This is a genomic window from Kitasatospora fiedleri, from assembly GCF_948472415.1.
GTDB classification, from domain to species: domain Bacteria; phylum Actinomycetota; class Actinomycetes; order Streptomycetales; family Streptomycetaceae; genus Kitasatospora; species Kitasatospora fiedleri.
This window is the reverse complement of record NZ_OX419519.1, coordinates 3,277,588-3,304,222: the sequence shown is the minus strand read 5'-3', so window position 1 is coordinate 3,304,222 and position 26,635 is coordinate 3,277,588. Positions and strand designations below refer to the sequence as shown.

At 73.1% G+C, this 26,635-nt stretch carries 25 protein-coding genes; 17 read left to right on the top strand and 8 right to left on the bottom strand.

Annotated features, from left to right (window positions below; translation table 11 throughout):
- Positions 1 to 24 precede the first annotated feature (24 nt).
- From QMQ26_RS15225 to QMQ26_RS15200, 6 genes are all read left to right on the top strand, one after another.
- A complete protein-coding gene (locus QMQ26_RS15225) occupies positions 25 to 675 on the top strand; it encodes a histidine phosphatase family protein (protein ID WP_100838642.1) in 651 nt (216 codons plus the stop codon).
- A gap of 196 nt (positions 676 to 871) precedes the next feature.
- The gene (locus tag QMQ26_RS15220; RefSeq protein WP_100837739.1) at positions 872 to 1,471 is read left to right on the top strand and encodes a TlpA family protein disulfide reductase; all 600 of its coding nucleotides are present in this window, start codon (positions 872 to 874) and stop codon (positions 1,469 to 1,471) included.
- On the top strand, positions 1,468 to 2,253 hold the full coding sequence (locus tag QMQ26_RS15215; protein ID WP_100837740.1) for a cytochrome c biogenesis CcdA family protein: 786 nt from the start codon (positions 1,468 to 1,470) through the stop codon (positions 2,251 to 2,253). Before QMQ26_RS15220 ends, QMQ26_RS15215 begins: the two co-directional genes overlap by 4 nt.
- 2 nt (positions 2,254 to 2,255) lie before the next feature.
- Positions 2,256 to 4,064, top strand: coding sequence for a cytochrome c biogenesis protein ResB (locus QMQ26_RS15210; RefSeq protein WP_282206014.1), 1,809 nt, complete (start codon positions 2,256 to 2,258; stop codon positions 4,062 to 4,064).
- Positions 4,065 to 4,067: 3 nt separating this feature from the next.
- Entirely contained in the window at positions 4,068 to 5,189 is a 1,122-nt protein-coding gene (gene ccsB, locus QMQ26_RS15205; RefSeq protein ID WP_282206013.1) for a c-type cytochrome biogenesis protein CcsB, read from the top strand.
- A 58-nt stretch (positions 5,190 to 5,247) separates the two neighbouring features.
- Positions 5,248 to 5,652: a hypothetical protein gene (locus QMQ26_RS15200; RefSeq protein ID WP_100837742.1), complete on the top strand. Its 405-nt coding sequence runs from the start codon at positions 5,248 to 5,250 to the stop codon at positions 5,650 to 5,652.
- A 67-nt stretch (positions 5,653 to 5,719) separates the two neighbouring features.
- Here QMQ26_RS15200 and QMQ26_RS15195 read toward each other — a convergent pair whose 3' ends face one another.
- The 3 genes from QMQ26_RS15195 to QMQ26_RS15185 form a co-directional block, all read right to left on the bottom strand.
- Entirely contained in the window at positions 5,720 to 5,920 is a 201-nt protein-coding gene (locus QMQ26_RS15195) for an acyl-CoA carboxylase epsilon subunit (protein WP_100837743.1), read from the bottom strand.
- 57 nt (positions 5,921 to 5,977) lie between these two features.
- Positions 5,978 to 7,570 (bottom strand): acyl-CoA carboxylase subunit beta, encoded by a 1,593-nt coding sequence (locus tag QMQ26_RS15190; RefSeq protein WP_100837744.1) that lies wholly within the window; start codon positions 7,568 to 7,570, stop codon positions 5,978 to 5,980.
- A 351-nt stretch (positions 7,571 to 7,921) separates the two neighbouring features.
- Positions 7,922 to 8,332, bottom strand: coding sequence for a PLD nuclease N-terminal domain-containing protein (locus QMQ26_RS15185; RefSeq protein WP_100837745.1), 411 nt, complete (start codon positions 8,330 to 8,332; stop codon positions 7,922 to 7,924).
- Positions 8,333 to 8,407: 75 nt separating this feature from the next.
- On the opposite strand from QMQ26_RS15185, the gene QMQ26_RS15180 reads away from it, so the two are divergent.
- The 3 genes from QMQ26_RS15180 (at position 8,408) to QMQ26_RS15170 (ending at position 11,759) form a co-directional block, all read left to right on the top strand.
- Positions 8,408 to 9,865, top strand: coding sequence for a menaquinone biosynthesis decarboxylase (locus tag QMQ26_RS15180; protein WP_282206012.1), 1,458 nt, complete (start codon positions 8,408 to 8,410; stop codon positions 9,863 to 9,865).
- 79 nt (positions 9,866 to 9,944) lie between these two features.
- Entirely contained in the window at positions 9,945 to 10,847 is a 903-nt protein-coding gene (mqnP, locus tag QMQ26_RS15175) for a menaquinone biosynthesis prenyltransferase MqnP (RefSeq protein WP_100837747.1), read from the top strand.
- 534 nt (positions 10,848 to 11,381) lie between these two features.
- Positions 11,382 to 11,759 (top strand): VOC family protein, encoded by a 378-nt coding sequence (locus tag QMQ26_RS15170; protein ID WP_100837748.1) that lies wholly within the window; start codon positions 11,382 to 11,384, stop codon positions 11,757 to 11,759.
- Between the two features lie 49 nt (positions 11,760 to 11,808).
- Here the strand turns inward: QMQ26_RS15170 and QMQ26_RS15165 are convergent, their stop codons facing one another.
- Together QMQ26_RS15165 and QMQ26_RS15160 are read right to left on the bottom strand one after the other, a co-directional pair.
- Positions 11,809 to 12,519: an MOSC domain-containing protein gene (locus QMQ26_RS15165; RefSeq protein WP_282206011.1), complete on the bottom strand. Its 711-nt coding sequence runs from the start codon at positions 12,517 to 12,519 to the stop codon at positions 11,809 to 11,811.
- Between the two features lie 75 nt (positions 12,520 to 12,594).
- Positions 12,595 to 13,335, bottom strand: a complete 741-nt coding sequence (locus QMQ26_RS15160; RefSeq protein WP_100837750.1) for a cyclase family protein — start codon at positions 13,333 to 13,335, stop codon at positions 12,595 to 12,597.
- Positions 13,336 to 13,428: 93 nt separating this feature from the next.
- Between QMQ26_RS15160 and QMQ26_RS15155 the strand changes: the two genes are divergently transcribed.
- The 6 genes from QMQ26_RS15155 (at position 13,429) to QMQ26_RS15130 (ending at position 19,061) form a co-directional block, all read left to right on the top strand.
- Complete coding sequence (locus tag QMQ26_RS15155; protein WP_282206010.1) at positions 13,429 to 14,106, top strand: UbiX family flavin prenyltransferase; 678 nt, start codon at positions 13,429 to 13,431, stop codon at positions 14,104 to 14,106.
- Positions 14,107 to 14,224: 118 nt separating this feature from the next.
- Entirely contained in the window at positions 14,225 to 14,686 is a 462-nt protein-coding gene (locus QMQ26_RS15150) for an Lrp/AsnC family transcriptional regulator (protein WP_030462120.1), read from the top strand.
- Between the two features lie 40 nt (positions 14,687 to 14,726).
- Complete coding sequence (locus QMQ26_RS15145; RefSeq protein ID WP_282206009.1) at positions 14,727 to 15,689, top strand: threonine ammonia-lyase; 963 nt, start codon at positions 14,727 to 14,729, stop codon at positions 15,687 to 15,689.
- A gap of 53 nt (positions 15,690 to 15,742) precedes the next feature.
- Positions 15,743 to 16,906, top strand: coding sequence for an aminofutalosine synthase MqnE (mqnE, locus tag QMQ26_RS15140; RefSeq protein WP_282206008.1), 1,164 nt, complete (start codon positions 15,743 to 15,745; stop codon positions 16,904 to 16,906).
- A gap of 196 nt (positions 16,907 to 17,102) precedes the next feature.
- Positions 17,103 to 18,020 (top strand): L,D-transpeptidase family protein, encoded by a 918-nt coding sequence (locus tag QMQ26_RS15135; RefSeq protein ID WP_282206007.1) that lies wholly within the window; start codon positions 17,103 to 17,105, stop codon positions 18,018 to 18,020.
- 96 nt (positions 18,021 to 18,116) lie between these two features.
- Positions 18,117 to 19,061, top strand: coding sequence for a beta-ketoacyl-ACP synthase III (locus QMQ26_RS15130; RefSeq protein WP_100837755.1), 945 nt, complete (start codon positions 18,117 to 18,119; stop codon positions 19,059 to 19,061).
- Positions 19,062 to 19,335: 274 nt separating this feature from the next.
- On the opposite strand, the gene QMQ26_RS15125 is transcribed toward QMQ26_RS15130, so the two are convergent.
- Complete coding sequence (locus QMQ26_RS15125) at positions 19,336 to 19,977, bottom strand: TetR family transcriptional regulator (protein WP_100837756.1); 642 nt, start codon at positions 19,975 to 19,977, stop codon at positions 19,336 to 19,338.
- A gap of 328 nt (positions 19,978 to 20,305) precedes the next feature.
- On the opposite strand from QMQ26_RS15125, the gene QMQ26_RS15120 reads away from it, so the two are divergent.
- Complete coding sequence (locus QMQ26_RS15120) at positions 20,306 to 22,630, top strand: serine/threonine-protein kinase (RefSeq protein ID WP_282206006.1); 2,325 nt, start codon at positions 20,306 to 20,308, stop codon at positions 22,628 to 22,630.
- A gap of 66 nt (positions 22,631 to 22,696) precedes the next feature.
- Here the strand turns inward: QMQ26_RS15120 and galE are convergent, their stop codons facing one another.
- Positions 22,697 to 23,671: a UDP-glucose 4-epimerase GalE gene (gene galE, locus QMQ26_RS15115; protein WP_100837758.1), complete on the bottom strand. Its 975-nt coding sequence runs from the start codon at positions 23,669 to 23,671 to the stop codon at positions 22,697 to 22,699.
- Positions 23,672 to 23,980: 309 nt separating this feature from the next.
- Here galE and QMQ26_RS15110 point away from each other — a divergent pair, with 309 nt between their 5' ends.
- Positions 23,981 to 25,066: a S1C family serine protease gene (locus QMQ26_RS15110; protein WP_404814180.1), complete on the top strand. Its 1,086-nt coding sequence runs from the start codon at positions 23,981 to 23,983 to the stop codon at positions 25,064 to 25,066.
- Positions 25,067 to 25,171: 105 nt separating this feature from the next.
- On the opposite strand, the gene QMQ26_RS15105 is transcribed toward QMQ26_RS15110, so the two are convergent.
- Positions 25,172 to 26,326: a sensor histidine kinase gene (locus QMQ26_RS15105; RefSeq protein ID WP_282206005.1), complete on the bottom strand. Its 1,155-nt coding sequence runs from the start codon at positions 26,324 to 26,326 to the stop codon at positions 25,172 to 25,174.
- Between the last annotated feature and the right edge of the window lie 309 nt (positions 26,327 to 26,635).

Genomic DNA, 26,635 nt, shown 5'->3' with positions numbered 1-26,635 from the left:
AAGGACATCACCGTCGTCCACGTGATGCGGCACGGCGAGGTGCACAACCCGGAGGGCGTGCTCTACGGCCGCCTGCCCGACTACCACCTCTCCGACCTGGGCCGGGAGATGGCCGAGCGGGTCGCCGAGCACCTGAAGGACCGGGACGTCACGTACGTGGTGGCCTCGCCGCTGGAGCGGGCGCAGGAGACCGCCGAGCCGATCGCCAAGGCGCACGGCCTCCAGGTGGCGGCCGACCCGCGGCTGATCGAGGCGGAGAACGTCTTCGAGGGCAAGACCTTCGGCGTCGGCGACGGCTCGCTGCGCAACCCCGGGTACTGGAAGCACCTGACCAACCCGTTCCGGCCGTCCTGGGGCGAGCCGTACATCGACCAGGCGGTCCGGATGATGGGCGCCCTCGCGGCGGCCCGGGACGCCGCGCGCGGGCACGAGGCGGTGTGCGTCAGCCACCAGCTGCCGATCTGGATCCTGCGCTCGTTCGCGGAGCGCCGCCGGCTGTGGCACGACCCGCGCCGCCGGCAGTGCTCGCTGGCCTCGCTGACCAGCTTCACCTACGAGGGCGACCGGATCGTCTCGATCGGCTACCGCGAGCCGGCCCGGGACCTGCTGCCGGCCCACCTGGTGGGCAAGGGCAAGAAGGGCGACAAGCCGGTCGGGAAGAGCTTCGGCGCGTAGCCCGCACCGGTCTCGCACCCGTCCCGTACCGGTCTCGCACCCGTCCCGCACCGGCCTCCCGCGGGTAAGCGGCGGCGGCCGGTGATATGCCCGAATTAAGACGATCATAAGCGGAAAACGCGCAGGTCACGGGGGGTCCGGCCGACAAGGCCGGACCCCCCTAAAACGGGCCGAAGAGCCATGCGAAACTTTTCACATGTCACGGACGTCCAGCCGCCGCCTCCGCCTCACCGCCGCCCTCGGCGCGGCCACCGCCCTGGCCCTCGCCGGGTGCTCCAGCTCCGGCAGCAGCAGCAGCGGCGGCGGAGTCGGCTTCGTCACCGGCAAGGGCGGCATCGCCACCGCCACCCCCGCCGAGCGGGTCGCCGCGCCCGACGTCACCGGCACCCCGCTGGACGGCGGCGGCGCCCTCAAGCTCTCCGACTACCGCGGCAAGGTGGTCGTCCTCAACATCTGGGGCTCCTGGTGCAGCCCCTGCCGGGCCGAGGCCAAGGGCCTCCAGGAGACCAGCGAGAAGTACGGCGACCAGGTCCAGTTCCTCGGCATCAACACCCGGGACACCGACCCCGCCAACGCCGTCGCGTTCGAGAAGAACTTCGGGGTGACCTACCCGAGCATCTACGACCCGGACGGCGCCGAGATCCTCAAGTTCCCCAAGGGCAGCCTCAACCCGCAGTCCATCCCGACCACCATCGTGGTCGACCGGGACGGGCGGCTGGCCGCCCGGGCGATGCGCGCGATGTCCGCCGAGGACCTGCAGAAGATGGTCGACCCGGTGCTGGCGGAGTCGAAGTGAGCGTCCTGCTGGCGGCGGAGGGCGTCGGGTACAACGAGACGGTCGGCAGCGGCGCGCTGGTGCTCGCGCTGCCGATCGCGCTGGCCGCCGGGCTGGTCTCGTTCTTCTCGCCGTGCGTGCTGCCGCTGGTGCCCGGCTACCTCAGCTACGTCACCGGCTTCTCCGCCGCCGACCTCTCCGACGCCCGGGGCGCCCGGCGCGGCCGGATGCTGGGGGGCTCGCTGCTGTTCGTGCTCGGCTTCGCCGCGGTGTTCGTCTCCGGCGGCGCGCTGTTCGGCTCCTTCGGCCACACCCTGCAGGAGCACCGCCGGGTCATCTCGATCGTGATGGGCGCGCTCACCGTGCTGATGGGCCTGGCCTTCATGGGCCTGCTGCCCGGCTTCACCATGCGCGAACTGCGCTCGCACCGCCGCCCGGCGATCGGCCTGGCCGGCGCCCCGCTGCTCGGCGTGGTGTTCGGCCTCGGCTGGACGCCGTGCATCGGCCCGACCATGGGCGCCATCCAGGCGCTGGCCTTCAGCCAGGCCGACGCCGACGCCGGGCGCGGCGCGCTGCTGATGGCCGTCTACTGCCTCGGCCTCGGCGTACCGTTCGTGCTGGCCGCCCTGGCGTTCCGCAAGGCGCTGGGCGCCTTCGGCTGGGTCAAGCAGCACTACCAGTGGGTGATGCGGATCGGCGGCGGCATGCTCGTCCTGGTCGGCCTGGCCCTGGTGACAGGGGTGTGGGACGCGCTGGTCAGCCAGCTCCAGTCCCTCACCCAGGACTTCTCGATCGGAATCTGACCGTGAGCGACACCAAGACCAGCCCCCAGCCGGCCGACGCCGCGGACGAAGCCGACGTCGAACGGCTCAGCAGCGCGCCCGAGGAGAGCGACACCGCCCCGGTCGGGATGGGCGTGCTCGGCTGGCTGCGCTGGTTCTGGCGCCAGCTGACCTCGATGCGGGTCGCCCTGCTGCTGCTGTTCCTGCTCTCGCTGGCGGCCATCCCCGGCTCGCTGGTGCCGCAGAACACCAACGCGTTCAAGGTCGCGGAGTGGAAGAACGCCCACAAGGGCATCACCCCGCTCTACGAGAAGCTCCAACTGTTCGACGTGTACAGCTCGGTGTGGTTCTCCGCGATCTACATCCTGCTGTTCGTCTCGCTGGCCGGCTGCATCCTGCCGCGCACCTGGCAGTTCGTCGGCGTGCTGCGGGCCCGGCCGCCCGCCGCCCCGCGCAACCTGACCCGGATGCCGGTCTACGCGGCCTGGCACACCGACGCCGCCCCGGCGGCCGTCAACGCCGCCGCCCACCGGCTGCTGCGCAAGCGCGGCTTCCGGGCCGCCGCCGGCCCCGGCTCGGTGGCCGCCGAGAAGGGCTACCTGCGCGAGGTCGGCAACCTGCTGTTCCACTTCGCGCTGTTCGCCCTGCTGGCCGGTTTCGCCTGGGCCAGCCTGTTCAGCGGCTCCGGCACCAAGATCGTGCTGGAGGGCCAGGGCTACTCCAACACCACCACCCAGCTCGACGACTTCACCGGCTCGGCGTTCTACGGCGTCGACGACCTGGACGCCTTCGGCTTCAAGCTGGACGGCTTCACCGCCGACTACCAGACCCAGGGCCCGGCGGCCGGCACCGCCAAGGAGTTCGTCGCCAACGTCCGGTACTGGGACGGCACCGACTCCAGCAAGCAGAAGAACGCCCGGATCGAGGTCAACCACCCGCTGGAGGTGGGCGGTTCCAAGGTCTTCCTGACCGCGCACGGCTTCGCCCCGGTGGTCACCGTCCGGAACGCGAAGAACGAGGTCGTCTACCGCGGCCCGACGCCGTTCCTGCCCCGGGACTCCAACGTCACCTCGCCCGGCGTGATCAAGGTCAACGACTACGGCACCGACGCCCGGGGCGACAAGACCCAGCTCGCCTTCAAGGGCTTCTTCCTGCCCACCGCGGCGGCCGACTTCACCGGCACCGGTCCGATCTCGGTCTTCCCGGCCGCCGCCGACCCCCGCCTGGTGCTCAACGTCTACGCCGGCGACCTGCGCACCGACAGCGGCCTGCCGCAGAACGTGTACGAGCTCGACGACAAGGCGATGACCCAGCTCCAGGTCAACGGCGCGCCCGCCACCGCGATCCTCAAGGTCGGCGAGGGCTGGGAGCTGCCCGACGGCTACGGCACCCTGACCTTCGACGGCTACCAGCAGTGGGCCAACTTCACCGTCTCACACCGCCCCGGCAACACGCTCGCGCTGCTCGGCGCGGTCGGCGCGATCCTCGGCCTGATCGGCTCGCTGTTCATCCAGCGCCGCCGGATCTGGGTCCGGGCCACCGCCGGCGCCGACGGCCGCACCCTGGTCGAGGTCGCCGGGCTGGGCCGCAGCGAGTCCGCCCGCACCGCGGAGGAGCTCGCCGAACTCGCCGTCGACCTCCAGGAGGACGCCCCGGCGACCGACGAGCCGACCCGGCCGACCGAACCGGACGGCCCCGACCGCCCGGACGGCCCCGACCGCCCCGACGGCCCCGACCGTCCCGACAGCTCCGACCGCCCCGAAGACGACGCACCCGCCGCAGCCGACTCCCCGGCCGCTGCCGTTCCCACCGCCCCGGAAACCAAGGAGTAGACGGTGCTGCTCGCGCAGGTCGACACCCAGTTGGCCAACCTCTCCAACTACCTCATCTACTCGGCGATGACGGTCTACACCCTGGCCATGTTCGCCCAGATCTTCGAGTGGACGTTCGGCGCCAAGGGCGGCGTCGCCGTCCGCTCCGCGCAGCAGAGCACCCTCGCCGAGACGGTCGCCGACGCCGCGGACGCGGCCAAGGGCGTGCGCAAGGTCACCGTCACGGTCGCCGCCCAGGGCGGGGGCACCACCACCCTCACCCGCACCGCCCTCGCCGACGCCGGCGCCACCACGGTCACCAGCGGCCGCGGCGACGACGTCCCCGCCGACGGCACCGGCCCGGCCGGCACCAGCGAGAAGGCCGACCTGGCCGGTCGGATCGCGGTCTCGCTGACCGTCCTCGGCCTGCTCCTGCACGCCGGCAGCGTGATCACCCGCGGCCTGTCCGTGATGCGCTGGCCGTGGGGCAACATGTACGAGTTCTCGTGCGCCTTCGCCCTGATGATGGTCGGCGCGTACGTCATCCTGCTCGTCGCCGGGAAGAACGTCCGCTGGCTCGGCCTGCCGGTGACCGTCGTCGCGCTGCTGATCCTGGGCATCGCGGTCAGCGTGCTCTACACCGACTCCGAGCAGCTCGTCCCCGCCCTGCACTCCTACTGGCTCGGCATCCACGTCTCCACCGCGACGATCTGCGGCGGCGCGTTCTTCGCCGCGTTCGTCGCCACCGCCACCTACCTGCTCAAGGACCGCTACGAGCACCGGGTCGCGGCCGGCCTCACCGTCCGCGCCGCCAGCCTGATGGAGCGGCTGCCCGCCTCCGGCACCCTGGACAAGCTCTCCTACCGGATCAACGCGGTGATCTTCCCGCTCTGGACGTTCACCATCATCGCGGGCGCGATCTGGGCCGAGGCCGCCTGGGGCAAGTACTGGGAGTGGGACCCGAAGGAGACCTGGTCGTTCATCACCTGGGTCGCCTACGCCGCCTACCTGCACGCCCGGGCCACCGCCGGCTGGCGCGGGCGCAAGGCCGCCTACCTGGCCCTGCTCGCCTTCGCCTGCTGGCTGTTCAACTTCTACGGCGTCAACATCTTCATCACCGGCAAGCACTCCTACGCCGGCGTCTGACGCCGCTCCGCCCCACCCCCCAACCCACGCACCACAAAGCCGCGAGGAGGGCCGCACCATGGAGTGCGACGAGGTCATCATGACCGTCCGAATCACCGCAGCGGAACGCACGCTGCTGCGACGGCTCGCCCAGGGCCATCACAGCGACGTCTCCGAAGTCGTCGCCGACGGGCTGCTGGACGTCCTGCCCACGCTGCACTGCGCGGCGGACGCCTACCGGCTGGTCGCCGCCACCACCACCCCGGCGCCCTGCGCGCTCACCGTCTGGCTCCCCACCGAGCTGGCCGACCTGCTCACCATCGCCGCCGCCCGGATCGCCCAGTCCACCGGCGTCCGGCTCGGCTCCTCCTGCGTCATGCTGGGGGCCGCCGTCCGACTCTGGCTCGCCCAGGACCCGCAGCGGCTGGCGGCCAACCTGACCACCATGCACGCCGGCCGCCCGCCCGCGCTGGTGGCCGCGTAGCGACGACGAGGGGCCCGGCGGACCGGGCGGGTGCGTCCCGCCGGTCCTCCGGGCCCCTCGTGGTGCCTCAGGCGGCCTGCTGCCAGCTGACCGGGGAGAAGTAGGCCGGGCGGCGCTCGACGCGCGACCAGGTGGCGATCGGCTCGACGGCCGGGGCGGCGGCGGTGGCGGCGGCCACCGCGGCCCGGGCGGCCAGGACCGCGGTCAGCGCGGCCAGTTCCTCGGCGTTCAGCGAGCCGCGGACGATGCGGACGAGAGGTTCGCTCATGGTTCCTGTTCTCCCCCAAGCTTGATTCTGAAAGGTTTCGGCGCGCTTGACCGCCCGTTACATCGGCGGGTTGCCGTGCTTGCGGCTGGGCAGGTCGGCGTGCTTGGTGCGGAGCATGGCGAGCGAGGAGGCGAGCACGGCGCGGGTCTCGGCCGGGTCGATGACGTCGTCGACGAGGCCGCGCTCGGCCGCGTAGTACGGGTGCATCAGTTCGCTCTTGTATTCCTTGATCTTCTGCGCGCGCATCGCCTCCGGGTCCTCGGCCCCGTTGATGTCGCGGCGGAAGATGACGTTGGCGGCGCCCTCGGCGCCCATCACGGCGATCTCGTTGGTGGGCCAGGCGAAGGAGAGGTCGGCGCCGATGGAGCGGGAGTCCATCACGATGTACGCGCCGCCGTAGGCCTTGCGCAGGATCAGCTGGATGCGCGGGACGGTGGCGTTGCAGTAGGCGTACAGCAGCTTGGCGCCGTGCCGGATGATGCCGTCGTGCTCCTGGTCGACGCCGGGCAGGAAGCCGGGCACGTCGAGCATGGTGACCAGCGGGATGTTGAACGCGTCGCACATCTGGACGAAGCGCGCGGACTTCTCGGAGGCGTTGATGTCCAGGACGCCGGCCAGCGACTGCGGCTGGTTGGCGATGATGCCGACCACGTGGCCGTCGACGCGGGCCAGCGCGCAGATCACGTTGGTGGCCCAGCGCTCGTGGACCTCCAGGTACTCGCCGTGGTCGACGATCTCCTCGATGACCTTGCGCATGTCGTACGGGCGGTTGCCGTCGGCGGGGACGAGGTCGAGCAGCGAGTCGTTGCGGCGCTCGACCGGGTCGTCGTTGGCGACCGACGGCGGCATCTCGCGGTTGTTCTGCGGCAGCAGCGACAGGAGGTAGCGGACCTCCTCGATGCAGGACTGCTCGTCGTCGTAGACGAAGTGCGAGACGCCGGAGACCGAGGAGTGGACGTCGGCGCCGCCGAGGCCGTTCTGGGTGATCTTCTCGCCGGTGACGGCCTGGACCACGTCCGGGCCGGTGATGAACATCTGCGAGGTCTCGCGGACCATGAACACGAAGTCGGTCAGCGCCGGGCTGTAGGCCGCGCCGCCGGCGCACGGGCCGAGCATCACCGAGATCTGCGGGATCACGCCGGAGGCGCGGGTGTTGCGCTGGAAGATGCCGCCGTAGCCGGCCAGCGCGGTGACGCCCTCCTGGATGCGGGCGCCGGCGCCGTCGTTGAGCGAGACCAGCGGGGCGCCGGCCGCGATGGCCATGTCCATGATCTTGTGGATCTTCTGCGCGTGGGCCTCGCCGAGCGCGCCGCCGAAGATCCGGAAGTCGTGGGCGTAGGTGAAGACGGTGCGGCCGTGGACGGTGCCCCAGCCGACGATCACGCCGTCGGTGTGCGGCTTGCGGGCCTCCAGGCCGAAGCCCTGGGCGCGGTGCCGGCGCAGCGGCTCCACCTCGCGGAAGGAGCCCTCGTCCAGCAGCAGCTCGATCCGCTCGCGGGCGGTCAGCTTGCCCTTGGCGTGCTGGGCCTCGGTGGCCTTCTCGCTCGGGCCGCGGCGGACCTGCTCGCGCAGCTCGTGCAGTTCGGCGACCCGACTACGGGCGTCGGCCGTGGCCTCGCCGCCGACCGGCGCATCGTGCAGGACCGTCATTTCGAACCACTCCAAGCTCGCGTGGGGCAGCGAACACCTCTACTGCTACGACAGTACGAGTCAGTGCGCCCGGCTTTCGGCGTCGAATCCGTACAAGGTCGGGAGCCGATCGCTGTACAGGCCCGACAGAAGGGGGCGCACGGGCCTCCCGCCGGACCGTCCGGGACGGGTACCGGGGCCGGTCCGGGGACGGGGGTGGCCGGAGGGTCGAACCGGCAGGTCAGCGGCGAGATCGGGGCCGCACGAAGGCCGCCGGTCCGCCGCGCGCCGACAGGGGCGCACGGGGGCCGGCGGCCGGGTGCTCGGGCTCCGGATCAAGTCCGGATGGTAGGGATGCGCCAAAAGACGGGTTCAGGGCCGGGGGCGGTCGCCGTCCTCGGGGCGGTCCTCGCCCCGGCGCAGCTCCTCCTCGCGGCGGCGCAGGTCCGCCTCCCACTGCTTGAGCATGTCCTCGTGCCGCTCGTTGCCGCGCTTCAGCGAGGCCAGGAACTCCGGGTCGTCGTCCGGGGCGAGCGGACGCCCGGCGCCCCCGTACGAGGGGGACCCGGCGGCCGGGCCGGACGGCCAGGACGCCCGGCGGCGGGCGCGGTCGCGGCCGGCCACCAGCCAGGCGATCGAGCCGACCAGCGGGAAGAGCAGCACGACGATCACCCACACCACCTTCGGCAGGTGGCGGACCTCGTCCTCGGGGGTGGTCAGGCAGTCGATGAACGCCCAGACCCACAGGGCCAGCAGCGCGACCACGGGCACGACTCTCAGCACAGCGCAGAACTCCGGAGCAGGTTCGGACAGGACCCTCGGCGGGCCCAGGGTAGCCCGTACCGGATACTGACAGGTATGGCATACGACGATCTCCGTTCCTTCCTCCGGGCGCTGGAGCGGGAAGGCGACCTGAAACGGATCAAGGTCGAGGTCGACCCGCACCTGGAGGTCGGCGAGATCGTCGACCGGGTGCAGAAGGCCAAGGGCCCCGCGCTGCTCTTCGAGAACGTCAAGGGCTCGGCGATGCCGCTGGCCATGAACGTCTTCGGCACCGAGCGGCGGCTGTCCAAGGCGCTCGGCCTGAAGTCGCCCGACGACATCGCCGAGAAGATCGGCGGCCTGCTCAAGCCCGAGCTGCCGCAGGGCTTCACCGGCTTCCGGGAGGCGTTCGGCAAGCTCGCCTCGATGGCGCACGTCCCGCCGCGGAACGTGAAGTCCGCCGACGCGCCCGTCCACGAGGTGGTGCTCACCGGCGAGGACGTCGATCTGGAGGCGCTGCCCGCGCTGTTCACCTGGCCGCTGGACGGCGGCTCCTTCTTCAACCTCGGCCTCACCCACACCAAGGACCCGGACTCCGGCGTCCGCAACCTCGGCCTGTACCGGCTCCAGCGGCACGACCGGCGCACCATCGGCATGCACTGGCAGATCCACAAGGACAGCCGCAACCACGCCGCGGTGGCCGCCCGGCGCGGCGAGAAGCTGCCGGTGGCGATCGCCTTCGGCTGCCCGCCCGCCGTCACCTACGCCGCCACCGCGCCGCTGCCCGGCGACATCGACGAGTACCTGTTCGCCGGGTTCGTCGCGGGGGAGCGGGTCCGGATGGTCGACTGCAAGACCGTCCCGCTCCAGGTCCCGGCCGACGCCGAGGTGGTGCTGGAGGGCTGGCTGGAGCCCGGCGAGCTGCTCCCCGAGGGCCCGTTCGGCGACCACACCGGCTTCTACACCCCGCAGGAGCCGTTCCCGGCGCTGACCGTCGACTGTGTGACGATGCGCCGCCGCCCGGTCCTCCAGTCCATCGTGGTCGGCCGGCCGCCCACCGAGGACGGGCCGCTCGGCAAGTTCACCGAGCGCTTCTTCCTGCCGCTGCTCAAGGTGATCATCCCGGACATCGTCGACTACGACCTGCCCGAGGCCGGCGGTTTCCACAACTGCGTGATCGTCTCGATCGACAAGAAGTACCCGAAGCACGCGCAGAAGGTCATGCACGCCATCTGGGGCGCCCACATGATGTCGCTCACCAAGCTGATCGTCGTGGTGGACGCCGACTGCGACGTCCACGACTACCAGGAGGTCGCCTGGCGGGCCCTGGGCAACGTCGACTACAGCCGGGACCTCTCGGTCGTCGAGGGCCCGGTCGACCACCTCGACCACGCCTCCTACCAGCAGTTCTGGGGCGGCAAGGCGGGCATCGACGCCACCCGCAAGCTCCCCGAGGAGGGCTACACCCGCGACGGCGGCTGGCCCGAGATGGTCGCCTCCGACCCGGAGACCGCCGCCCGGGTCACCCGCCGCTGGAAGGAGTACGGGCTGTGAGAACCGATAGCCTGCCGGACGTGACCGAGACGCAGGAAGCCCTTCCCCGTGCCCGCGGGGGTCAGCCGGAGTACGCACTGTGACCACCGCCGACGTCTTCGAGGCCCCGCCGAGCCGGACCAGGGCCTTCCTGCGCCTGGTCGCCATCGAGCACTCGGTCTTCGCGCTGCCCTTCGCCTACACCGCCGCGCTGACCGCGATGTTCCTCGCCGACAAGTCGGTGCACTGGGGCGAACTGCTGCTGGTCACCGTCTGCATGGTCGGCCTGCGCACCTTCGCGATGGCCGCCAACCGGATCATCGACCGCGAGATCGACGCCCGGAACCCGCGCACCGCCAACCGCGAACTCGTCACCGGCGCGGTCTCGCTGCGCACCGCGTACCTCGGCTCGGCGATCGCCCTGGTGGTCTTCCTCGGCTCGGCGGCGCTGCTCAACCCGCTCTGCCTGCTGCTGGCGCCGGTCGCCGTCGTCCCGATGGTGGTCTACCCGTACGGCAAGCGGTTCACCGACTTCCCGCAGGCGATCCTGGGCCTGGCCCAGGCGATGGGCCCGATCGGCGCCTGGCTGGCCGTCACCGGCAGCTGGTCCTGGGAGGCGGCGGTGCTCGGCCTCGCGGTCGGCATCTGGATCGGCGGCTTCGACCTGATCTACGCCTGCCAGGACGTCGCGGCCGACCGCGGCACGGGCGTCCGCTCCGTCCCGGCCCGGTTCGGCGTCCCCGCCGCGATCACCGGCGCCCGGGTCTGCCACGCCCTCACCACCGCCCTGCTGGCCTGGTACGCGGTGCTGACCGACGCGGGCGCGTTCTTCTGGTGCGGACTCGCGGTGGTGGCCGGCGCGTTCGTCTACGAGCACACCATCGTCAAGCCGCACGACCTGTCCCGGCTGAACCGGGCGTTCTTCTCCACCAACGGCTTCGTGGGCATCTCGCTGTTCGTCTTCGCGCTGATCGACCTGGTCAGCCGCGGCCTGACGGTCTGACGGCCGTACCGGCAGGGGCGCGCGGAGGCACTCCGCGCGCCCCTGCCGTGCGTCCGGCCACATCCGCCGGCCGAGCCCCGAGCCCCGAGCCCCGTCCCCGGGGCAGTGGGCACGCGCGTCCCCCACCCGCGGACGCCGCACCTCCCGTGGTCGCCGCGCCCTTCGGCACCCCGCCCGCCCCCGCGACGCTCGACCCCCTGCTCCGCCCCACCCTCTCCGACGTCCCCACCCGCTACCTCCCCGGCGGCGATCTCGGCCTCTGAGCCGGACGGAGCGGAGGACGGAGGAAGAGGACGGAGGACGGAGAACAGGGGCCCGGGGAGCGGCGGGTCCGCGCCGCCCCGAACTCCCTTGCCGGTACGTCCTCGTGCGGCAGCGCGCCGGTTTCCGTCGCCGCACCGGCGCGCCACCTGACGGCCCGTGGGCACCGCCCCCGCCCGCGCGGACGCCGCCCCCGCCGGATGAACCGCCACCCGCCGCGGCGGTGCGCCATGCTGGGACGCGGGGGCCACCACGAGCGGAACGGGGAACACGATGATCGGCACACTGCAGTGCGTGGTGCTGGACTGCCACTACCCGGCGGGCCTGGCCCAGTTCTACGCCGCCCTGCTCGGCGGCGAGGCCGACCGGCCCGACCCGCGCTGGTCGCTGGACGAGGACTGGTCCACCGTGCACCTGCCCGACGGCCGGGTGCTCGCCTTCCAGCGGGTCGAGGACTACCGCCCGCCGATCTGGCCCGACCCCGCCCACCCGCAGCAGCTGCACCTCGACATCGAGGTCGACGACCTCGCCGCCGCCGAGGCCGGGGCGGTCGCCCTCGGCGCCGAGGCCAAGGACCGGCACGAGCGCTGGACGGTCTGCACCGACCCGGCCGGCCACCCGTTCTGCCTGGTCGCCCGCCACCCGTCCTGAGCCCGCCACCCGCGCGGTCCCGGCCCCGGCCCCGGTCCCGCCCCGGCCGTCACACCAGCGCGAGCACGTCCCCGATCCGCAGCGGGCCCGGCCGCGCCACCGTGGCCAGCGCGGCCAGCTCGGTGTCCCGCTCGTGCGCGATGGTCTTCAGGATCTCCGGCGCGTGCGGCAGCCCGGGCTGCGCCGCCCCGACCATCGCGCACCGCACGCTGGCCCGGACGAACGCCAGCCGCGCCCCGCCCTCCACCCGGCCCTCCCGGCCGAACCACTTGTCCTCGCTGAACGGCGGCGTCCCCGGCGGGGTGCGCAGCAGCACGTTCGGCCGGAACCGGCGCTCGTCCACCACCGCCGAGGGCACCGCCTGCGCGACCCAGTCCAGGGTGGCGGTGGTCAGCACGCTCACCGGCAGCTCGTCGAAGTGCGACACCGTGTCCTCGCGGGCCAGCGCCACGTCCTCCTGCTCCAGGTAGGCGCGCAGGAAGGCGTCCGGGTCCGGCACCGCCATCCCCAGCGGGTCGAACAGCTCCGGGCCGTCGATCCGCGAGCCCAGCCGGGCGCTCAGCCGCAGCAGGCCGTCCATCCGCCGGAAGCGCCGGGTGTTCTTCCCCGACCCGAACTTCCCGGCCCCGTCGCGCACCGCGTACAGCCGGTCGCCGACCAGGCCGCGCTCCTCGACCTCGACGGAGTCGAGCAGTTCGCCGCCCGTGGACTTCACGGGGTAGCGCCACAGGCGCTCGACCACACCGACGATCTCAGACATGGCGGGAGCCTAGCGGGGCGCTCCCGGGATGGTCTAGACCAAGTCCCGGAAGCGGGTGGTCCGTTGGCGCCCCGCTCACCCGATCCGGGCCACCGCCCGCACCGGCGCCCCGTCCGCCGCCGTCAGCCGCAGCGGGAACAGCGACACCTCCACCGGCCGGCCGGCCTCCTGCGCCGCCAGCAGCGCCGACAGGTCCGTCAGGTTCTCCGCGATCACCCCGCCGCCCTCCGGCCCCAGCAGCACCCGGTGCGCCACCAGCGTCGCCTGCTCCGGCTCCGGGTCGTGCTCGTCCGCCAACTCGGCCAGCAGGCTCGCTATCTCCGGGTCCAGCGGCCCCGGGTCCGGCGTCGGGTCCACCGACAGCGCGTCGATCCCGACCGTCCGGACCCCCGCCGCGACGATGGCCTCCGCCGCCTCCCGGGCCAGGTACGGGTGCGCGAAGTACCGGTCCGTCCCCCAGTACCGCGGCCACCCCGTCGCCAGCAGCAACACCGTCCCCGGCCCCGAGACCGCGAGCGCCGGCGCGAGGTGCTCCGCCGTCACCACCGCCCGGGCCGACAGCCCCCGCAGGTCCACCACCACCGCGGGCCCGGTGAACAGCTCCAGCGGCAGCCCGTCCAGGGTCGGCCACCGCACGTCCAGGTGGTACGGCGCGTCCACGTGCGTCCCGGTCTGCGACCCCAGGTGCACCGCCAGCACGTTCACCCCCTCGTCCGCCACCGTCAACGCCGCCCGCAACTCGACGCCCGGGTCCCCCGGGTACACCGGCATCCCGGACACCACCGGATGCGTCAGGTCCACCAACTCCGCTGCCATGCGGCCATTCTGACCCGAAAACCCGCCGACCGGCGGCTCGCCGGACCGCCGCGCGCCCCGGCCGCCCGGACCGCGCGCCCCACAATGGGAACCATGAGCCCCACCCGCAAGCCCTGGGTCGTCGGCGTGTCCGGCGCCAGCGGCACCCCCTACGCCGCCTCGGTGATCCGCGCACTGCTGGACGCCGGGGAGCCCGTCGACCTGATCGTCAGCCGGGCGGCGCGGCTGACCATCCTGGACGAGACGGGCATCTCCTTCCGCGACGCGCACTGGCGCGCCGACCTGGCCGCCTGGCTCGGCACCGACGAGTCGCGGCTGCACGACGTCCGCCACTGGCCGGCCGGGGACTTCGCTGCGGGCCCGTCCTCCGGCTCGTACCCCGCGAAGGGCATGCTGGTCGTCCCGGCCACCACCGGCGCCGCGGCCGGCATCGCGCTGGGCCTGTCCAAGGACCTGCTCCAGCGCACCGCGTCCGTCACCCTCAAGGAGCGCCGCCCGCTGGTGCTCTGCCTGCGCGAGACCCCGCTGACCGGCAGCACGCTGCGCCACCTGGTGGCGCTGGACGAGCAGGGCGCGGTCGTCCTCCCGGCGTCCCCCGGCTTCTACGCGGGGGGCTCGACCGCCCGCGAGCTGGTGGACTTCGTGGCCGGCCGGGTGCTGGACGCGGTGGCCGTCCCGCACACGCTGTACCGCCGCTGGTCGGGCGCCCTGGGCGAGGCCGCGAGCACCCCGGAGGACCGCCCCGGAACACGGCCGCGCCGGGGTGAGTGAGCGGGCACGTGACGGGAGAGTATGTTCTCTGGGATACCCGGGTTGAGCGGCGCGCAGCGCCTTGGATTCCGGATAATGATCTGTGGTTCTGGTGAGGTTCGGAAGGACGCGGCAGGCAATGGACTCTGTGGACAGACAGCTCATCCAGGCACTCCGGGAGAACGGCCGCGCCTCGTACGCCGAGCTGGGCCGCCTGGTGGGCCTGTCCGGTCCGAGCGTGACGGACCGGATCAACCGGCTGGAGCAGGCCGGCGTGATCACCGGCTACCGGGCGACGGTCAACCCGGCGACGCTCGGCTACGGGGTGACGGCCCTGATCGGCCTCCAGCTCACCGACGCGGCCGACCACGACGACGTCTCGCACCGGCTGAAGGACCTCCCGGAGGTCGAGGACTGCTGGTTCATCGCGGGCGACGACTCGTACATGCTCAAGGTCCGGGTGCCGGACGTGGAGGGCCTGGAGTCGGTGGTCAAGCGGCTGTCCGGCACCAAGGGGGTGGCGCGCACCCGGACCACGGTGGTGCTCTCCACCAAGTGGGAGAACCGGGTCAGCGAACTCCCGCTCCACCTCGCCGAATAAGCTCCTCCCACCCGCCGTCAGCCGCCGAGGAGCCCCCGCCGTGACCCTGGTCGACCTGGAAGACCTGCGCGCCGCCCAACGCCGGATCGCCGGCACGGCGGTGCGCACCCCGCTGCTGCCCTGCCCGTGGGCGGCGGACGGCGGGCGGCGGCTCTGGCTGAAGCCGGAGAGCCTCCAGCCGACCGGGGCGTTCAAGGTCCGCGGGGCGATGAACCGGCTGGCCGCGCTCACCGCCGAGGAGCGGGCCAGGGGAGTGGTCGCCCAGTCCAGCGGCAACCACGCCCAGGCGGTGGCGTACGCGGCCCGGCGGCTCGGCGTCAAGGCGGTGATCGTGATGCCCGACACCTCGCCCGCCGTGAAGATCGAGAACACCCGCGCGTTCGGCGCCGAGGTGGTGGTCGTGACCGCCGAGGAGCGCGACACCGTCCCGGCCGAACTGGCCGCCGCGCACGGCTACGTCTGGGTGCCGCCCTACGACGACCCGTACATCATCGCGGGCCAGGGCACGGTCGGCCTGGAGATCGCCGAGGACGCCCCGGACGAGCTGGACACCGTGCTGGTGCCGGTCTCCGGCGGCGGGCTGATCTCCGGGACGGCCGCCGCGCTCAAGCTGGCCTGCCCGGGCGTCCGGGTGGTCGGCGTGGAGCCGGAGCTGGCGGCGGACGCCCGGCAGAGCCTGCGCGAGGGCGTCCGCACCGCCTGGCCGGTCGCCGACACCTACCGCACCATCGCCGACGGCCTGCGCACCCCGTCGGTGGGCGTCCTGCCGTTCGAGCACCTCACCGCCTACGTGGACGACATCGTCACGGTCTCCGAGGACGAGATCCGCGCCACCGTCGCCCTGCTGGCCCGCCGCGGCCGGCTGGTCGCCGAGCCCTCCGGCGCGGTCGCCCCCGCTGCCTACTTCCACCGGGCCGGTGAGCTGGGCGGACGGGTGTTCGCCGCGGTCGTCAGCGGCGGCAACCTCGACCCCGCCCTGCTGGCCGAACTGCTCGCCGCCTAGGCGTAGTCTCGGTCCCGGCAACGAATCGAAGTCCAGAGGAGGCGGAGCACCGCATGGACGCAGGGCTCAAGCGCGAGCTGGAGGCGAAGGTCTACGCCGGTGAGCGGCTGACCCGCGAGGACGGGATCGCGCTCTACGCGAGCGACGACCTGGCCTGGCTGGGCGGCCTGGCGCACCACGTGCGGACGCGGAAGAACGGCGACGTCGTCCACTTCAACGTCAACCGCCACCTGAACATGACCAACGTGTGCAGCGCCTCCTGCGCGTACTGCTCGTTCCAGCGCAAGCCGGGCGAGAAGGACGCGTACACGATGCGGATCGAGGAGGCCGTCCGGCTCGCCAAGGCGATGGAGTCGGAGTCGCTGACCGAGCTGCACATCGTCAACGGCCTGCACCCGACGCTGCCGTGGCGCTACTACCCGCGCTCGCTCCGGGAGTTGAAGGCCGCGCTGCCGAACGTCTCGCTGAAGGCGTTCACCGCCACCGAGATCCACTGGTTCGAGCGGATCAGCGGCCTGAGCGCGAGCGAGATCCTGGACGAGCTGATCGAGGCCGGCCTGGAGTCGCTGACCGGCGGCGGCGCGGAGATCTTCGACTGGGAGGTCCGCCAGCACATCGTCGACCATGACACCCACTGGGAGGACTGGTCGCGCATCCACCGCCTGGCGCACGAGAAGGGCCTCAAGACCCCGGCCACCATGCTCTACGGCCACATCGAGGAGCCCCGCCACCGGGTCGACCACGTGCTGCGGCTGCGCGAGCTGCAGGACGAGACCGGCGGCTTCCAGGTCTTCATCCCGCTGCGCTACCAGCACGACTTCCACGACTCCAAGGACGGCAAGGTCCGCAACCGCCTGATGGCGCGCACCGAGATGGCCACCGGCGCCGAGGCGCTGAAGACCTTCGCGGTGTCCCGCCTGCTGTTCGACAACGTCCCGCACGTCAAGGTGTTCTGGGTGATGCACGGCGTCACCACCGCCCAGCTGGCGCTCAGCCACGGCGCGGACGACATGGACGGCTCGGTGGTCGAGTACAAGATCACCCACGACGCGGACAACTTCGGCACCCCCAACAAACTGGGCCGCGACGACCTGCTCCAGCTGATCCGGGACGCCGGCTTCCGCCCGGTCGAGCGCAACACCCGCTACGAGGTCATCCGCGAGTACGACGGGCCGGACCTGGCCCGCCGGGAGACCCCGCAGGCGATGCGCCTCTGACCCCCGTTCGGACCACGCGCCCGGTGACCGGTTTCCGGCCACCGGGCGCGGGACGTTTCCGGGCGGCGCACGGGGTGAAGACGCACCACCGGGGCAGTCGGGAAGCCGAAGAAACGTTTCCTGGGCGCGTATGCTCACAGGCTCATCACACGGCCCGGGTTCCACCTCGTCCCCGCGGTCTGGGAGGATCGTTCGCATGTCCGGTTCCCATCGCGTCTCCTCGCACCGCCGCCCGGCCGCCGCGCCGTCCGGCCGGGACGAGGCCGAGCAGCCCCAGGGCCGAGCCGCCGCCCGCCGCAGCCGCCGCAAACCGAAGCAGCGCCGGGTCCGCAAGCTCACCGTCGGCACCGCGACCCTGCTGGCCCTCGCGGCCGGCTGGTTCAGCGTCGGCCCGGGCCGGGGCTTCCAGAGCGAGACCGCCAGCGCCGCCCCCGACCACGCGCCCGAGGTCGTCCCGATGCAGGCCGCCGACGCCGGGCAGCACACCGAGGCCCCCGCCGCGGACCGCTCCGACCGGGAGCGGATCACCGCCATCCCGGGCATCGGCGCCGACTGGATGGCCAAGGTCCCCGCCGAGACCCGCCAGCTGCTGGTCGCCAGCGGCCAGGGCAAGGACTCCTCGGACAACACCGTCACGCTGTGGACCCGCGGCGACGACGGCAGCTGGCAGGCCGGCCAGACCTGGCCCGCCCACAACGCCTACAAGGGCTGGACCGCCGACCACCGCTCCGGCGACCTGCGCAGCCCGATCGGCCTGTTCTCGCTCACCGACGCCGGCGGCCGCAAGGCCGACCCCGGCTCCAAGCTGCCCTACGACGAGAACAAGAACTTCGTGATGGCCGGACGCGGCTTCAACAACGAACCGCTGGCCGGCTCCTTCGACTACGTGGTGGCGATCAACTACAACCGGGTGGAGGGCAAGTCCCCGCTCGACACCACCTACCCGGAGGGCGCGGCCAAGGGCGGCGGCATCTGGCTGCACCTCGACCACGGCGGCCCCACCCACGGCTGCGTCTCGCTGACCGAGGACCACATGGTCGAGCTGATCAGGACCCTGGACCCGGCGCTGCACCCGATGATCATGATGGGTGACGCCCAGTCGCTGGCCGCCTGACCGCGGGCCGGTTGTGAGGGACCTACAGCTTCCGGCACCCGATCCTGTGTCAGGGCGTCACCTCCCGACTCGCCGGTAACCCGGTTGAGTGGCTGTATGACCGCCTCCCGCATCATGGCGCTGGGCCACCACCAGCCGCCGAAGGTCCTGAGCAACGACGATCTCTCGGCGCTGGTCGACACCGACGACGAGTGGATCCGCTCCCGGGTCGGCATCCGCACCCGGCACATCGCGGAGGACGAGACCCTGGTCGACCTCGCGGTGGGCGCCGCCGAGAAGGCGCTGGCCAACGCGGGCGTGACGGCCGACCGGATCGACCTGGTCGCCGTCGCCACCTGCACCGCCGTCGAGCGCAGCCCCAACACCGCCGCCGCCGTCGCCGCCCGGCTGGGCATCCCGGCCCCCGCCGCGTACGAGCTGAACACCGCCTGCTCGGGCTTCTCGTACGCGCTGGCCACCGCCGACCACGCGATCCGGGCCGGTGCCGCGACCCGGGCGCTGGTGGTCGGCGTGGAGCGGATGTCCGACATCATCGACTGGACCGACCGCACCACCTGCGTGATCTTCGGCGACGGCGCGGGCGCCGCGGTGCTGGAGGCCGTCCCGGACGAGCGGGCCGGCGTCGGCCCGGTGGTCTGGGGCTCCGAGCCGGAGAAGGGCGAGGCGGTGGCGATCAGCGGCTGGAAGCCGGTGATCAGCCAGCAGGGCCAGACGGTCTTCCGCTGGGCCACCACCCAGGTCGCCCCGCTGGCCCGCAAGGCGTGCGAGAAGGCCGGGATCGAGCCGTCCGAGCTGCGCGGCTTCGTCGCCCACCAGGCCAACCTGCGGATCATCGACGCCATCGCCGGCAAGCTCGGCCTGGCCGAGGACGCGGTGGTCGCCCGCGACGTGGTCGACTCCGGCAACACCTCCGCCGCCTCCATCCCGCTCGCCCTCTCCAAGCTGGTCGAGCGCGGCGAGCTGCACACCGGCGACCCGGTGCTGCTGTTCGGCTTCGGCGGCGGCCTGGCCTACGCCGGGCAGGTCGTGCGCTGCCCCTGAGCGGTGCGGTGACGCCTGAGCGGTGCGCTGACGCCTGAGTGGCGCGCTGACGCCTGAGTGGCGCGCCTGAGCGGTGCGTCCGCCTCCGGGCGGCGGTGCCGGGCCCGGCGGTGCGGACAGCACGGAGGGGCGGCCGGGAGGAAATCCTCCCGGCCGCCCCTCGCGTCCGTTGCAGGACGGCGCTCCGCGGTACGTCGGCGAACCTCCCCCGAGGCACGGCCGCATCCGACACACCCGGACAGGAACCGGGGCCGAGCGCCAGTGGGCTGGAGTCTTACTTCGGCGGCTTCTTTCCGGTGACTCCCAGGTACACCTGGAGCGCCAGGTTGGGCTTGAGGTCCTTGACCTTCACGCCCCACGAAGTGAACGCCTTGCCGTGCTCGGCCGCCGCGGCCAGCAACGACACCAGGGCGCCGGCGACCGCCGACGGTTCGACCGACTTGTCGGTCTTGCCCTGGTTGTTGCGCACCGCTTCGGCGAGCGGGGCCGCCACCGAGTTGAGGACCTTCATGCGGATCTTGAAGAACCGCTTGTCCCCTTCGGCAGCACCGAGCGTGACCACTCGGAGAATGGCGTCATTCTTGCGCCAGAAGGCGAGGAATCCGTCCACCAGTTCTTCGGAAGTGGTGAAGCCGGACTTTCCCGCCCAGGACTTTCCATCGACGAGCTCTTTGAGCCCGCCGCTGTCCTCGGCCATTTCCTCGGCGATCTCAAGGACGGCGCCCTCGACATCCGGGAAGTACTGGTAGAAGGTCGCGGGGGAGGTACCCGCCATACGGGCGACGTCGATGACCTTGACGTCCCGGTACGGCGACGTGCTGAGCATCTCGCGGAGGCAGTCGAGCAGCTTCTGCCGCGTCTCCTGTCCGCGCCGCCCGGCGACGCGACCGTCGACGGTGCGAACTTGTCCTGTCATGCCGTCAGCTTACAGCGGTGAGATCTTGGCGCTAATCGGTAGTGCGACTATTAGTCCGGGTGAGGGGGGAAACCGTGCCATTTCTGCTTGAGTTGTTGCCCCCCCGTGTGCTGATGACCCCACAGCGTGACGACAAGTCAGCTGAGGGGGGTCCGCCGGGGTCCCGCGGGCGGGCCCGGGGCGGACCGGCGGGCGGACCCGGAGCGGGCGGCTCCGGTACCCGGGGGCGTGTCCCGGGCGGGGGAGATTGGCTCCCGGGCGGCGGGCATTGGAGAATCGGGGGGCGCCACCGCCGGGGGGCGTTGGCGGAAGGGGAGGTGGCTGAGGAGTGGACCAGCTGACGGCGCACGATCCGAGGCGGATCGGGCCCTTCGAAGTGCTGGCCCGGCTCGGCGCGGGCGGCATGGGCCTGGTGTACCTGGCCCGGTCGGCCTCGGGACGCCGGGTGGCCATCAAGACCGTCCGCACCGAGCTGGCCGAGGACAACCTGTTCCGGGTCCGCTTCGCCCGCGAGATCGCCGCCGCCAAGACGGTCGGCGGCTTCTACACCGCCGCCGTGGTGGACGCCGACGCCGACGCGGCCGTCCCGTGGCTGGCCACCGCGTACGTGCCCGCGCCCTCGCTGGAGGACCTGGTCACCGACTGCGGGCCGCTGCCCGCCGACGCGGTGCGCTGGCTGACCGCGGGCATCGCCGAGGCGCTGCAGTCCATCCACGCCGCGGGCCTGGTCCACCGTGACCTCAAGCCGTCCAACGTGCTGGTGGTCGAGGACGGACCCCGGGTGATCGACTTCGGCATCGCCGCCGGGGTCTCCAGCACCCGGCTCACCATGACCAACGTCGCGGTCGGCACGCCCGCCTACATGTCGCCCGAGCAGGCCCGGGACAGCCGCAGCGTCACCGGTGCCAGCGACGTGTTCTCGCTCGGCTCGCTGGTGGTGTTCTGCGCCACCGGGCACCCGCCCTACCGCGGCTCCAACCCGGTCGAGACGGTGTTCCAGCTGCTGCGCGACCAGCCCGACCTGTCCGGGCTGCCGGTCGAGCTGGTCGACCTGGTCCGGGCCTGCATGCGGCCCACGCCCGAGCACCGGCCCACGCCCGCCCAGATCCAGGCCGAGCTGGCCCCGCACCTGTTCTCCCGGGCCGACGCCTCCGGCGAGGCGGGGGACTGGCTGCCGCCCGCCGCGCTCGACCTGATCGAGGCTAAGCGCAGCAGCAGACGTCCCGTCAGCGCCCAGCAGCCCCCGGCCCGGCCGCAGCCCCAGCAGCCCCAGCTGGCGCTGCCGGCCCAGCCGGTCGGGCCGCCGCCGCTGCCGGGCGCCCCGGCCCCGGTCGGCGCCGCCGGGCCGGCCTCCGAGGCCGAGGTGGTCACCGAGCGGGTGCGCCCGCACCGGCGGCCGCCGGTCGGCGACCCGGGTGGCGACGGCGAGATCCGGCTGCCCGGCGCGCACGTGCCGATAGGGCCCGGGCCGCGGGCCGAACCGGCCGCGCCGACGCCCGCCCCGGTCGGCACCGACTGGGTGCGCCGCAGCTCCGCGCCGTCCGCCGCCCCGCCGCAGCCCGCCGCGCGCTGGCGGCCCTGGCGGTTCCGGATGTCGAACGACGTGTGGGGCACCCCGGTGGTCGCCGACGGCGTCCTGTTCGCCTCCAGCTTCGAGGTGCACGCGCTGGACATCGGCTCCGGCGAGCGCCGCTGGAAGACCCGGGACGTGGCCTGGGCGCTGGCCGTCGACGCCGGCCGGGTGCACGCCGCCGACGGCCCGCACCTGTACACGGTGGACGCCGCCGACGGCACCGAGCGCTGGCGGCACTCGCTGGACGGCTGGGTGTACGCGCTGGACGCCGCCGACGGCGTGCTGTGCTGCGGGGTGCGCGGCGGCGGCGTGCAGCTGCGCGCGGCGGCCACCGGCGCCGAGCTGTGGCGGGCCGACGACGCCCAGCAGGAGTACGAGAACCCGCAGTCCGGCCCGGCGCTGGTCGGCGGCGCCGCCTACTACCAGGGCGGCGGCCGGCTGCACTGCGTCGACCCGCGCGGCGGCGGGGTGCGCTGGTCGGTGCCGCTGGGCGGCAAGGTGCCCTCCCGGCCGGTCGAGCAGGGCGGCGTGCTGTACGTGACGTCCGGTCAGCGGGTGCACGCGCTGGACGCCGCCACCGGCGCCGAGCACTGGCGCTTCGACGCGCCGGTGGCGCTGTTCACCCCGCCCGCGGTGGACGGCCGGGCGGTGTACGTCGCCGACTACCTCGGCACCCTGTACGCGCTGGACGCCGCCACCGGGCACGGTCGCTGGCGGGCCGCCACCGCCGCCCGGCAGGGCGCCGAGCCGGCCGTGGTCGCGGACGGGACGGTGCTGCTGGGCTCCGGCGACACCCTGTTCGCCTTCGAGGCGGCCGGCGGCCGGGAGCGCTGGCGCTACACCACCCGGGGCGACCTGGTCGGCTCCCCGGCGGTAGCCGAGGGCCTGGTGCACCTGGGCAGCCGCGACCACTCGCTGCACACCCTGGAGCTGGCCACCGGCCGGCTGCGCTGGGAGCTGGGCACCAAGGGCGAGCTGACCGGCTCCCCGGTCGCGGTCGGCGGCCGGGTCTTCGTCGGCTCCAAGGACCGCTGCGTGTACGCGCTGGACTCCTTCTACGGCACCGCCGTCCCGCAGTAGCGCGGCGAAACGGTACGGCCCCGGACCTCGCGGCGAGGTCCGGGGCCGATCCGCGCGGGCCCGGGGCTACGGGTGGCGGTGCTGCCAGCCGGCCCAGGCGGAGGCGACCATCTCGCGCACGTCGTACCGGGCGCTCCAGCCGAGCTCCCGCCGGATCAGGTCGGCGGCGGCCACCACCCGGGCCGGGTCGCCGGGGCGGCGCGGGGCGATCTCGGCGGCCGTGTCGATGCCGGTGACCTCGGCGATCTCGGCGAGCATCTCCCGCACCGAGACGCCCTCGCCGCGGCCGATGTTCAGGGTCAGGTTGACCCGCTCGTCCGGCCCGGCCGCGTTCAGCCGGCGGACCGCCGCCAGGTGGGCGGAGGCGATGTCCGAGACGTGGATGAAGTCCCGGACGCAGGTGCCGTCCGGGGTCGGGTAGTCGGCGCCGAAGACCAGCGGGGCCCGGCCGGCCGCCAGCCGCTCGAACACCATCGGGACCAGGTTGGTGACGCCCTCGTCGGACAGCTCCGGGGTGGCCGCGCCCGCCACGTTGAAGTAGCGCAGCGCCACGGTGGACATCCCGTAGGCGGTGGCGGAGGCGTTCAGCAGCCACTCACCGATCAGCTTGGTCTCGCCGTACGGGTTGATCGGCGCGCACGGGGTGGACTCGGTGACCAGGTCGACGTCCGGCATGCCGTAGACGGCGGCGGAGGAGGAGAGCAGAATCCGGCGCACGCCGCCGGCCGCCGCGGCCTCCAGGACCAGGCGCAGGCCCTCGACGTTCTCCCGGTAGTAGTGCAGCGGCTCGCTGACCGACTCGCCGACCTGCTTCTTGGCGGCGATGTGCAGGATGCCGGTCACCCCGTGCTCGGCGATCACCTTGTCCAGCAGCGGCCGGTCCAGGGTGGAGCCCTCCACCAGGGGGACCCCGGCGGGCAGGCGGTCGGCCGAACCGCTGCTCAGGTCGTCCAGGACGACTACCGGCTCGCCCGCCCCGGCCAGTTCCTTGACTACGTGTCCGCCGATGTAACCGGCACCGCCGGTGATCAACCAGGTCATGGCCCGATCCTAGTGCCGCGTCAGACGACCTCCGCCCCGTCGCGGCGCCCGGCACGCACTCTCGCCGCACCGGCCGAAAACCCGAGTACACCCAGTACGAGGGCTTCCGGCCGGCACGCCGAGAGCACGCGCACCGGACACCGCTCCTCGCCGGGCAGAGGTCGCCTGACGCGCCACTGGACGCGGCCTTTTCCCGGTGCCGTGGTGTGTCCGCACGGGCATTCGGACATATCGGTGAAATAGTGACAAAGCTCTGTCCAGCGACCGGAGGTGGCCGCCGTGCGCCCCAAGAAGGAACCGACCCGCCCGATCCCGGCCGGCCCCCGGCCGACCGGGCCCAAGCTGTGGCTCGGGCCCGTGGCGGCGCTCGCCTCGGCGGCGCTGCTGCTGACCGGCTGCTCCAGCTCCGGCTCCGGCTCCAGCTCCACCGCGGCGGCCAGCAGTTCCTCGTCCGCGCCCGCCCCCTCCAGCAGCAACCAGCTGGAGCAGGACTACCAGCAGGTGATCTCCCAGGTGCTGCCCTCGGTGGTGCAGATCACCGCCGGGGACAGCCTCGGCTCCGGGATCGTCTTCGACGACAAGGGCGACATCGTCACCAACGCGCACGTGGTCGGCACCGCCACCACCTTCACCGTGACGCTGGCCAACAGCACCAAGCCGCTGGACGCCGCGCTGGTCGGCAGCTACCCGGACTCCGACCTCGCGGTGATCAGGCTCAACAACCCGCCCGGCGGCCTCAAGCCCGCCGCCTTCGCGGACAGCGCCAAGGTCGCGGTCGGGCAGATCACGCTGGCGATGGGCAGCCCGCTCGGCCTGTCCAGCAGCGTCACCCAGGGCATCGTCTCGGCGGTCGGGCGGACGGTCAGCGAGCCCAAGACCACCGACTCGCCGGGCGCCACCATCGGCAACATGGTGCAGACCTCGGCCGCGATCAACCCCGGCAACAGCGGCGGCGCGCTGGTCAACCTCTCCAGCCAGGTGATCGGGATCAACACGCTCACCGCCGTCGACCCGGAGCTGAACGGCTCGGCCGCGCCCGGCATCGGCTTCGCCATCCCCGCCGCCACCGTGACGAGCATCGCCGGCCAGCTGATCAAGGACGGCAAGGTCAGCAACTCCGGCCGGGCCGCGCTCGGGGTGACCGTCCGCCCGTACTTCGACGCGAACTTCCAGCCGGCCGGCGCCGCGGTGGTCTCGGTGGTCGACGGCGGCCCGGCCGCCTCGGCCGGCCTCCAGGCGGGCGACGTGATCACCAAGGTCGGCGACACCGCGATCACCAGCCCCTCCGCGCTGACCACCGCGCTGGCCTCGCAGAGCCCCGGTGCCAAGGTCACCGTCGGCTACCAGCGGGACGGGCAGGACAAGAGCGCGGAGGTCACCCTCGGGACGCTGTAGCCCGCCCGACAGACCCGGGCCCGGAGTGCCGTACCGCGCAAGGGAGGCGGCACTCCGGGCCCGTCCACGTCCGCCCCCGGCCCGCGCGGCCGGGGGCGGCGTCGCTCAGCCCCGGTGGCCGGCCCGGGTGTGCCACGGCAGCTCGACCGTCACCGAGGTCGGGCCCTCCGCCGGGCTCTCCACCACGAACACGCCGTCCACCGACTCGGCGCGCTCGACCAGGCCGGCCAGCCCGCCGCCGGGGTGCACCCGGGCCCCGCCGCGGCCGTCGTCCCGCACCGTCAGCATCAGCCGGTCGTCCTGGCGCCAGACGTCCACCGAGGCGGTGCGGGCGCCGGAGTGCTTGGAGGCGTTGGTCAGCAGCTCGCTGACGGTGAAGTAGGCGATGCCCTCGACCGCGGAGTCCGGCCGCTCGCCGCCCAGCTCGACGTGCACCCGGACGCCGCCGGGCAGCGTGCAGCGGGCCGCGACCGAGGAGAGCGCCGCGTCCAGCCCGCGGTCGGTGAGCACCGCGGGGTGGATGCCGCGGGCCAGGTCGCGCAGCTCCCGCAGGGCCAGCTTGACCTCGCCGTGCGCCGCGTCGACCATCTGCCGGGCCGCCGCCGGGTCCTCCGTCAGCTTCTCCTTGGCCAGGCCCAGGTCCATTGCCAGCGCGACCAGCCGGGCCTGCGCGCCGTCGTGCAGGTCCCGTTCGATCCGGCGCAGGTCGGCCGCGGCGGTGTCGACCACCACGCCCCGGTCGTCCTCCAGCTCGCGGACCCGCTCGGCCAGCGCGCCCGGCGCCAGCAGCACCTCCACCAGCCACCGGGAGACCGCGCCGATCGCCCGCATCGCCCAGGGCAGCACCGGCCAGCCGACCACCAGCAGCACCAGCGTCAGCGTGAAGCTGAGAATCCCCCAGATCAGCAGCACCACGCAGTACAGCGCCGAGCGCCAGCCCAGCCCGTCGGCCAGCGAGGCCGTCACTCGGCCGGCCGGCCCGGCCCGGCTCGGGCGCAGCGGCTCCGGCTCGGCGACCGCACTGCCCAGCTCGGCCCGCGCCCGGACCCGGGCCAGCCGCCCGAGCTGGCGGCAACAGCCCAGCCCGAAGGCCAGCAGCGGCAGCCCGATCACCGTCACCGCCAGGCCCAGCCCGGCCGTCAGCAGCACCGCCGTCACGGCGAACCCGACCACCCCGATCGGCAGGTTCAGCAGCGAGTTCCGCACCTCCCGCCACAGCCGTGCCCCGTACAACGACGGGCGCTTCGCCTCGTCCTCCATGGTCGGCGCCCTCTCCTGGTGGTCTCGCCGTGTTTCGTCGATCACCAGCATCCCGTTCGGCGACCGCCCCCCGCCATGGTGCTGCACACCGTCTTCTTCCGGGGGTTATCCCCACCCCCCGACCTGCACCCAGGGCCCGGACCGGCCCCGGACCGGCCCCGGAACGGGCTCTGGAACGGTCGTGGACGGAATTCCGCCGGTGTCCGCGGGGTGTCCACCGGCCGTCTTGCAGGACGGGCAGGTGGCGGAGTAAACGAGCGGTACACATAGACTCCCGCGATAGCGATGGTTATGGACGGGCAAAGAAGA

Excerpts from the sequence above, each read along its gene's own strand:
- QMQ26_RS15150 (WP_030462120.1), top strand. The coding sequence starts at position 14,225 with ATGGACTCTGTGGACAGACAGCTCATCCAGGCACTCCGGGAGAACGGC.
- QMQ26_RS15220 (WP_100837739.1), top strand. The coding sequence starts at position 872 with ATGTCACGGACGTCCAGCCGCCGCCTCCGCCTCACCGCCGCCCTCGGC.
- QMQ26_RS15130 (WP_100837755.1), top strand. The coding sequence starts at position 18,117 with ATGACCGCCTCCCGCATCATGGCGCTGGGCCACCACCAGCCGCCGAAG.
- QMQ26_RS15105 (WP_282206005.1), bottom strand. The coding sequence starts at position 26,326 with ATGGAGGACGAGGCGAAGCGCCCGTCGTTGTACGGGGCACGGCTGTGG.
- mqnE (WP_282206008.1), top strand. The coding sequence starts at position 15,743 with ATGGACGCAGGGCTCAAGCGCGAGCTGGAGGCGAAGGTCTACGCCGGT.
- QMQ26_RS15225 (WP_100838642.1), top strand. The coding sequence starts at position 25 with ATGCGGCACGGCGAGGTGCACAACCCGGAGGGCGTGCTCTACGGCCGC.
- QMQ26_RS15190 (WP_100837744.1), bottom strand. The coding sequence starts at position 7,570 with ATGACGGTCCTGCACGATGCGCCGGTCGGCGGCGAGGCCACGGCCGAC.
- QMQ26_RS15135 (WP_282206007.1), top strand. The coding sequence starts at position 17,103 with ATGTCCGGTTCCCATCGCGTCTCCTCGCACCGCCGCCCGGCCGCCGCG.
- QMQ26_RS15170 (WP_100837748.1), top strand. The coding sequence starts at position 11,382 with ATGATCGGCACACTGCAGTGCGTGGTGCTGGACTGCCACTACCCGGCG.
- QMQ26_RS15160 (WP_100837750.1), bottom strand. The coding sequence starts at position 13,335 with ATGGCAGCGGAGTTGGTGGACCTGACGCATCCGGTGGTGTCCGGGATG.
- galE (WP_100837758.1), bottom strand. The coding sequence starts at position 23,671 with ATGACCTGGTTGATCACCGGCGGTGCCGGTTACATCGGCGGACACGTA.
- QMQ26_RS15200 (WP_100837742.1), top strand. The coding sequence starts at position 5,248 with ATGGAGTGCGACGAGGTCATCATGACCGTCCGAATCACCGCAGCGGAA.
- QMQ26_RS15195 (WP_100837743.1), bottom strand. The coding sequence starts at position 5,920 with ATGAGCGAACCTCTCGTCCGCATCGTCCGCGGCTCGCTGAACGCCGAG.
- QMQ26_RS15155 (WP_282206010.1), top strand. The coding sequence starts at position 13,429 with ATGAGCCCCACCCGCAAGCCCTGGGTCGTCGGCGTGTCCGGCGCCAGC.
- QMQ26_RS15125 (WP_100837756.1), bottom strand. The coding sequence starts at position 19,977 with ATGACAGGACAAGTTCGCACCGTCGACGGTCGCGTCGCCGGGCGGCGC.
- QMQ26_RS15180 (WP_282206012.1), top strand. The coding sequence starts at position 8,408 with ATGGCATACGACGATCTCCGTTCCTTCCTCCGGGCGCTGGAGCGGGAA.
- QMQ26_RS15165 (WP_282206011.1), bottom strand. The coding sequence starts at position 12,519 with ATGTCTGAGATCGTCGGTGTGGTCGAGCGCCTGTGGCGCTACCCCGTG.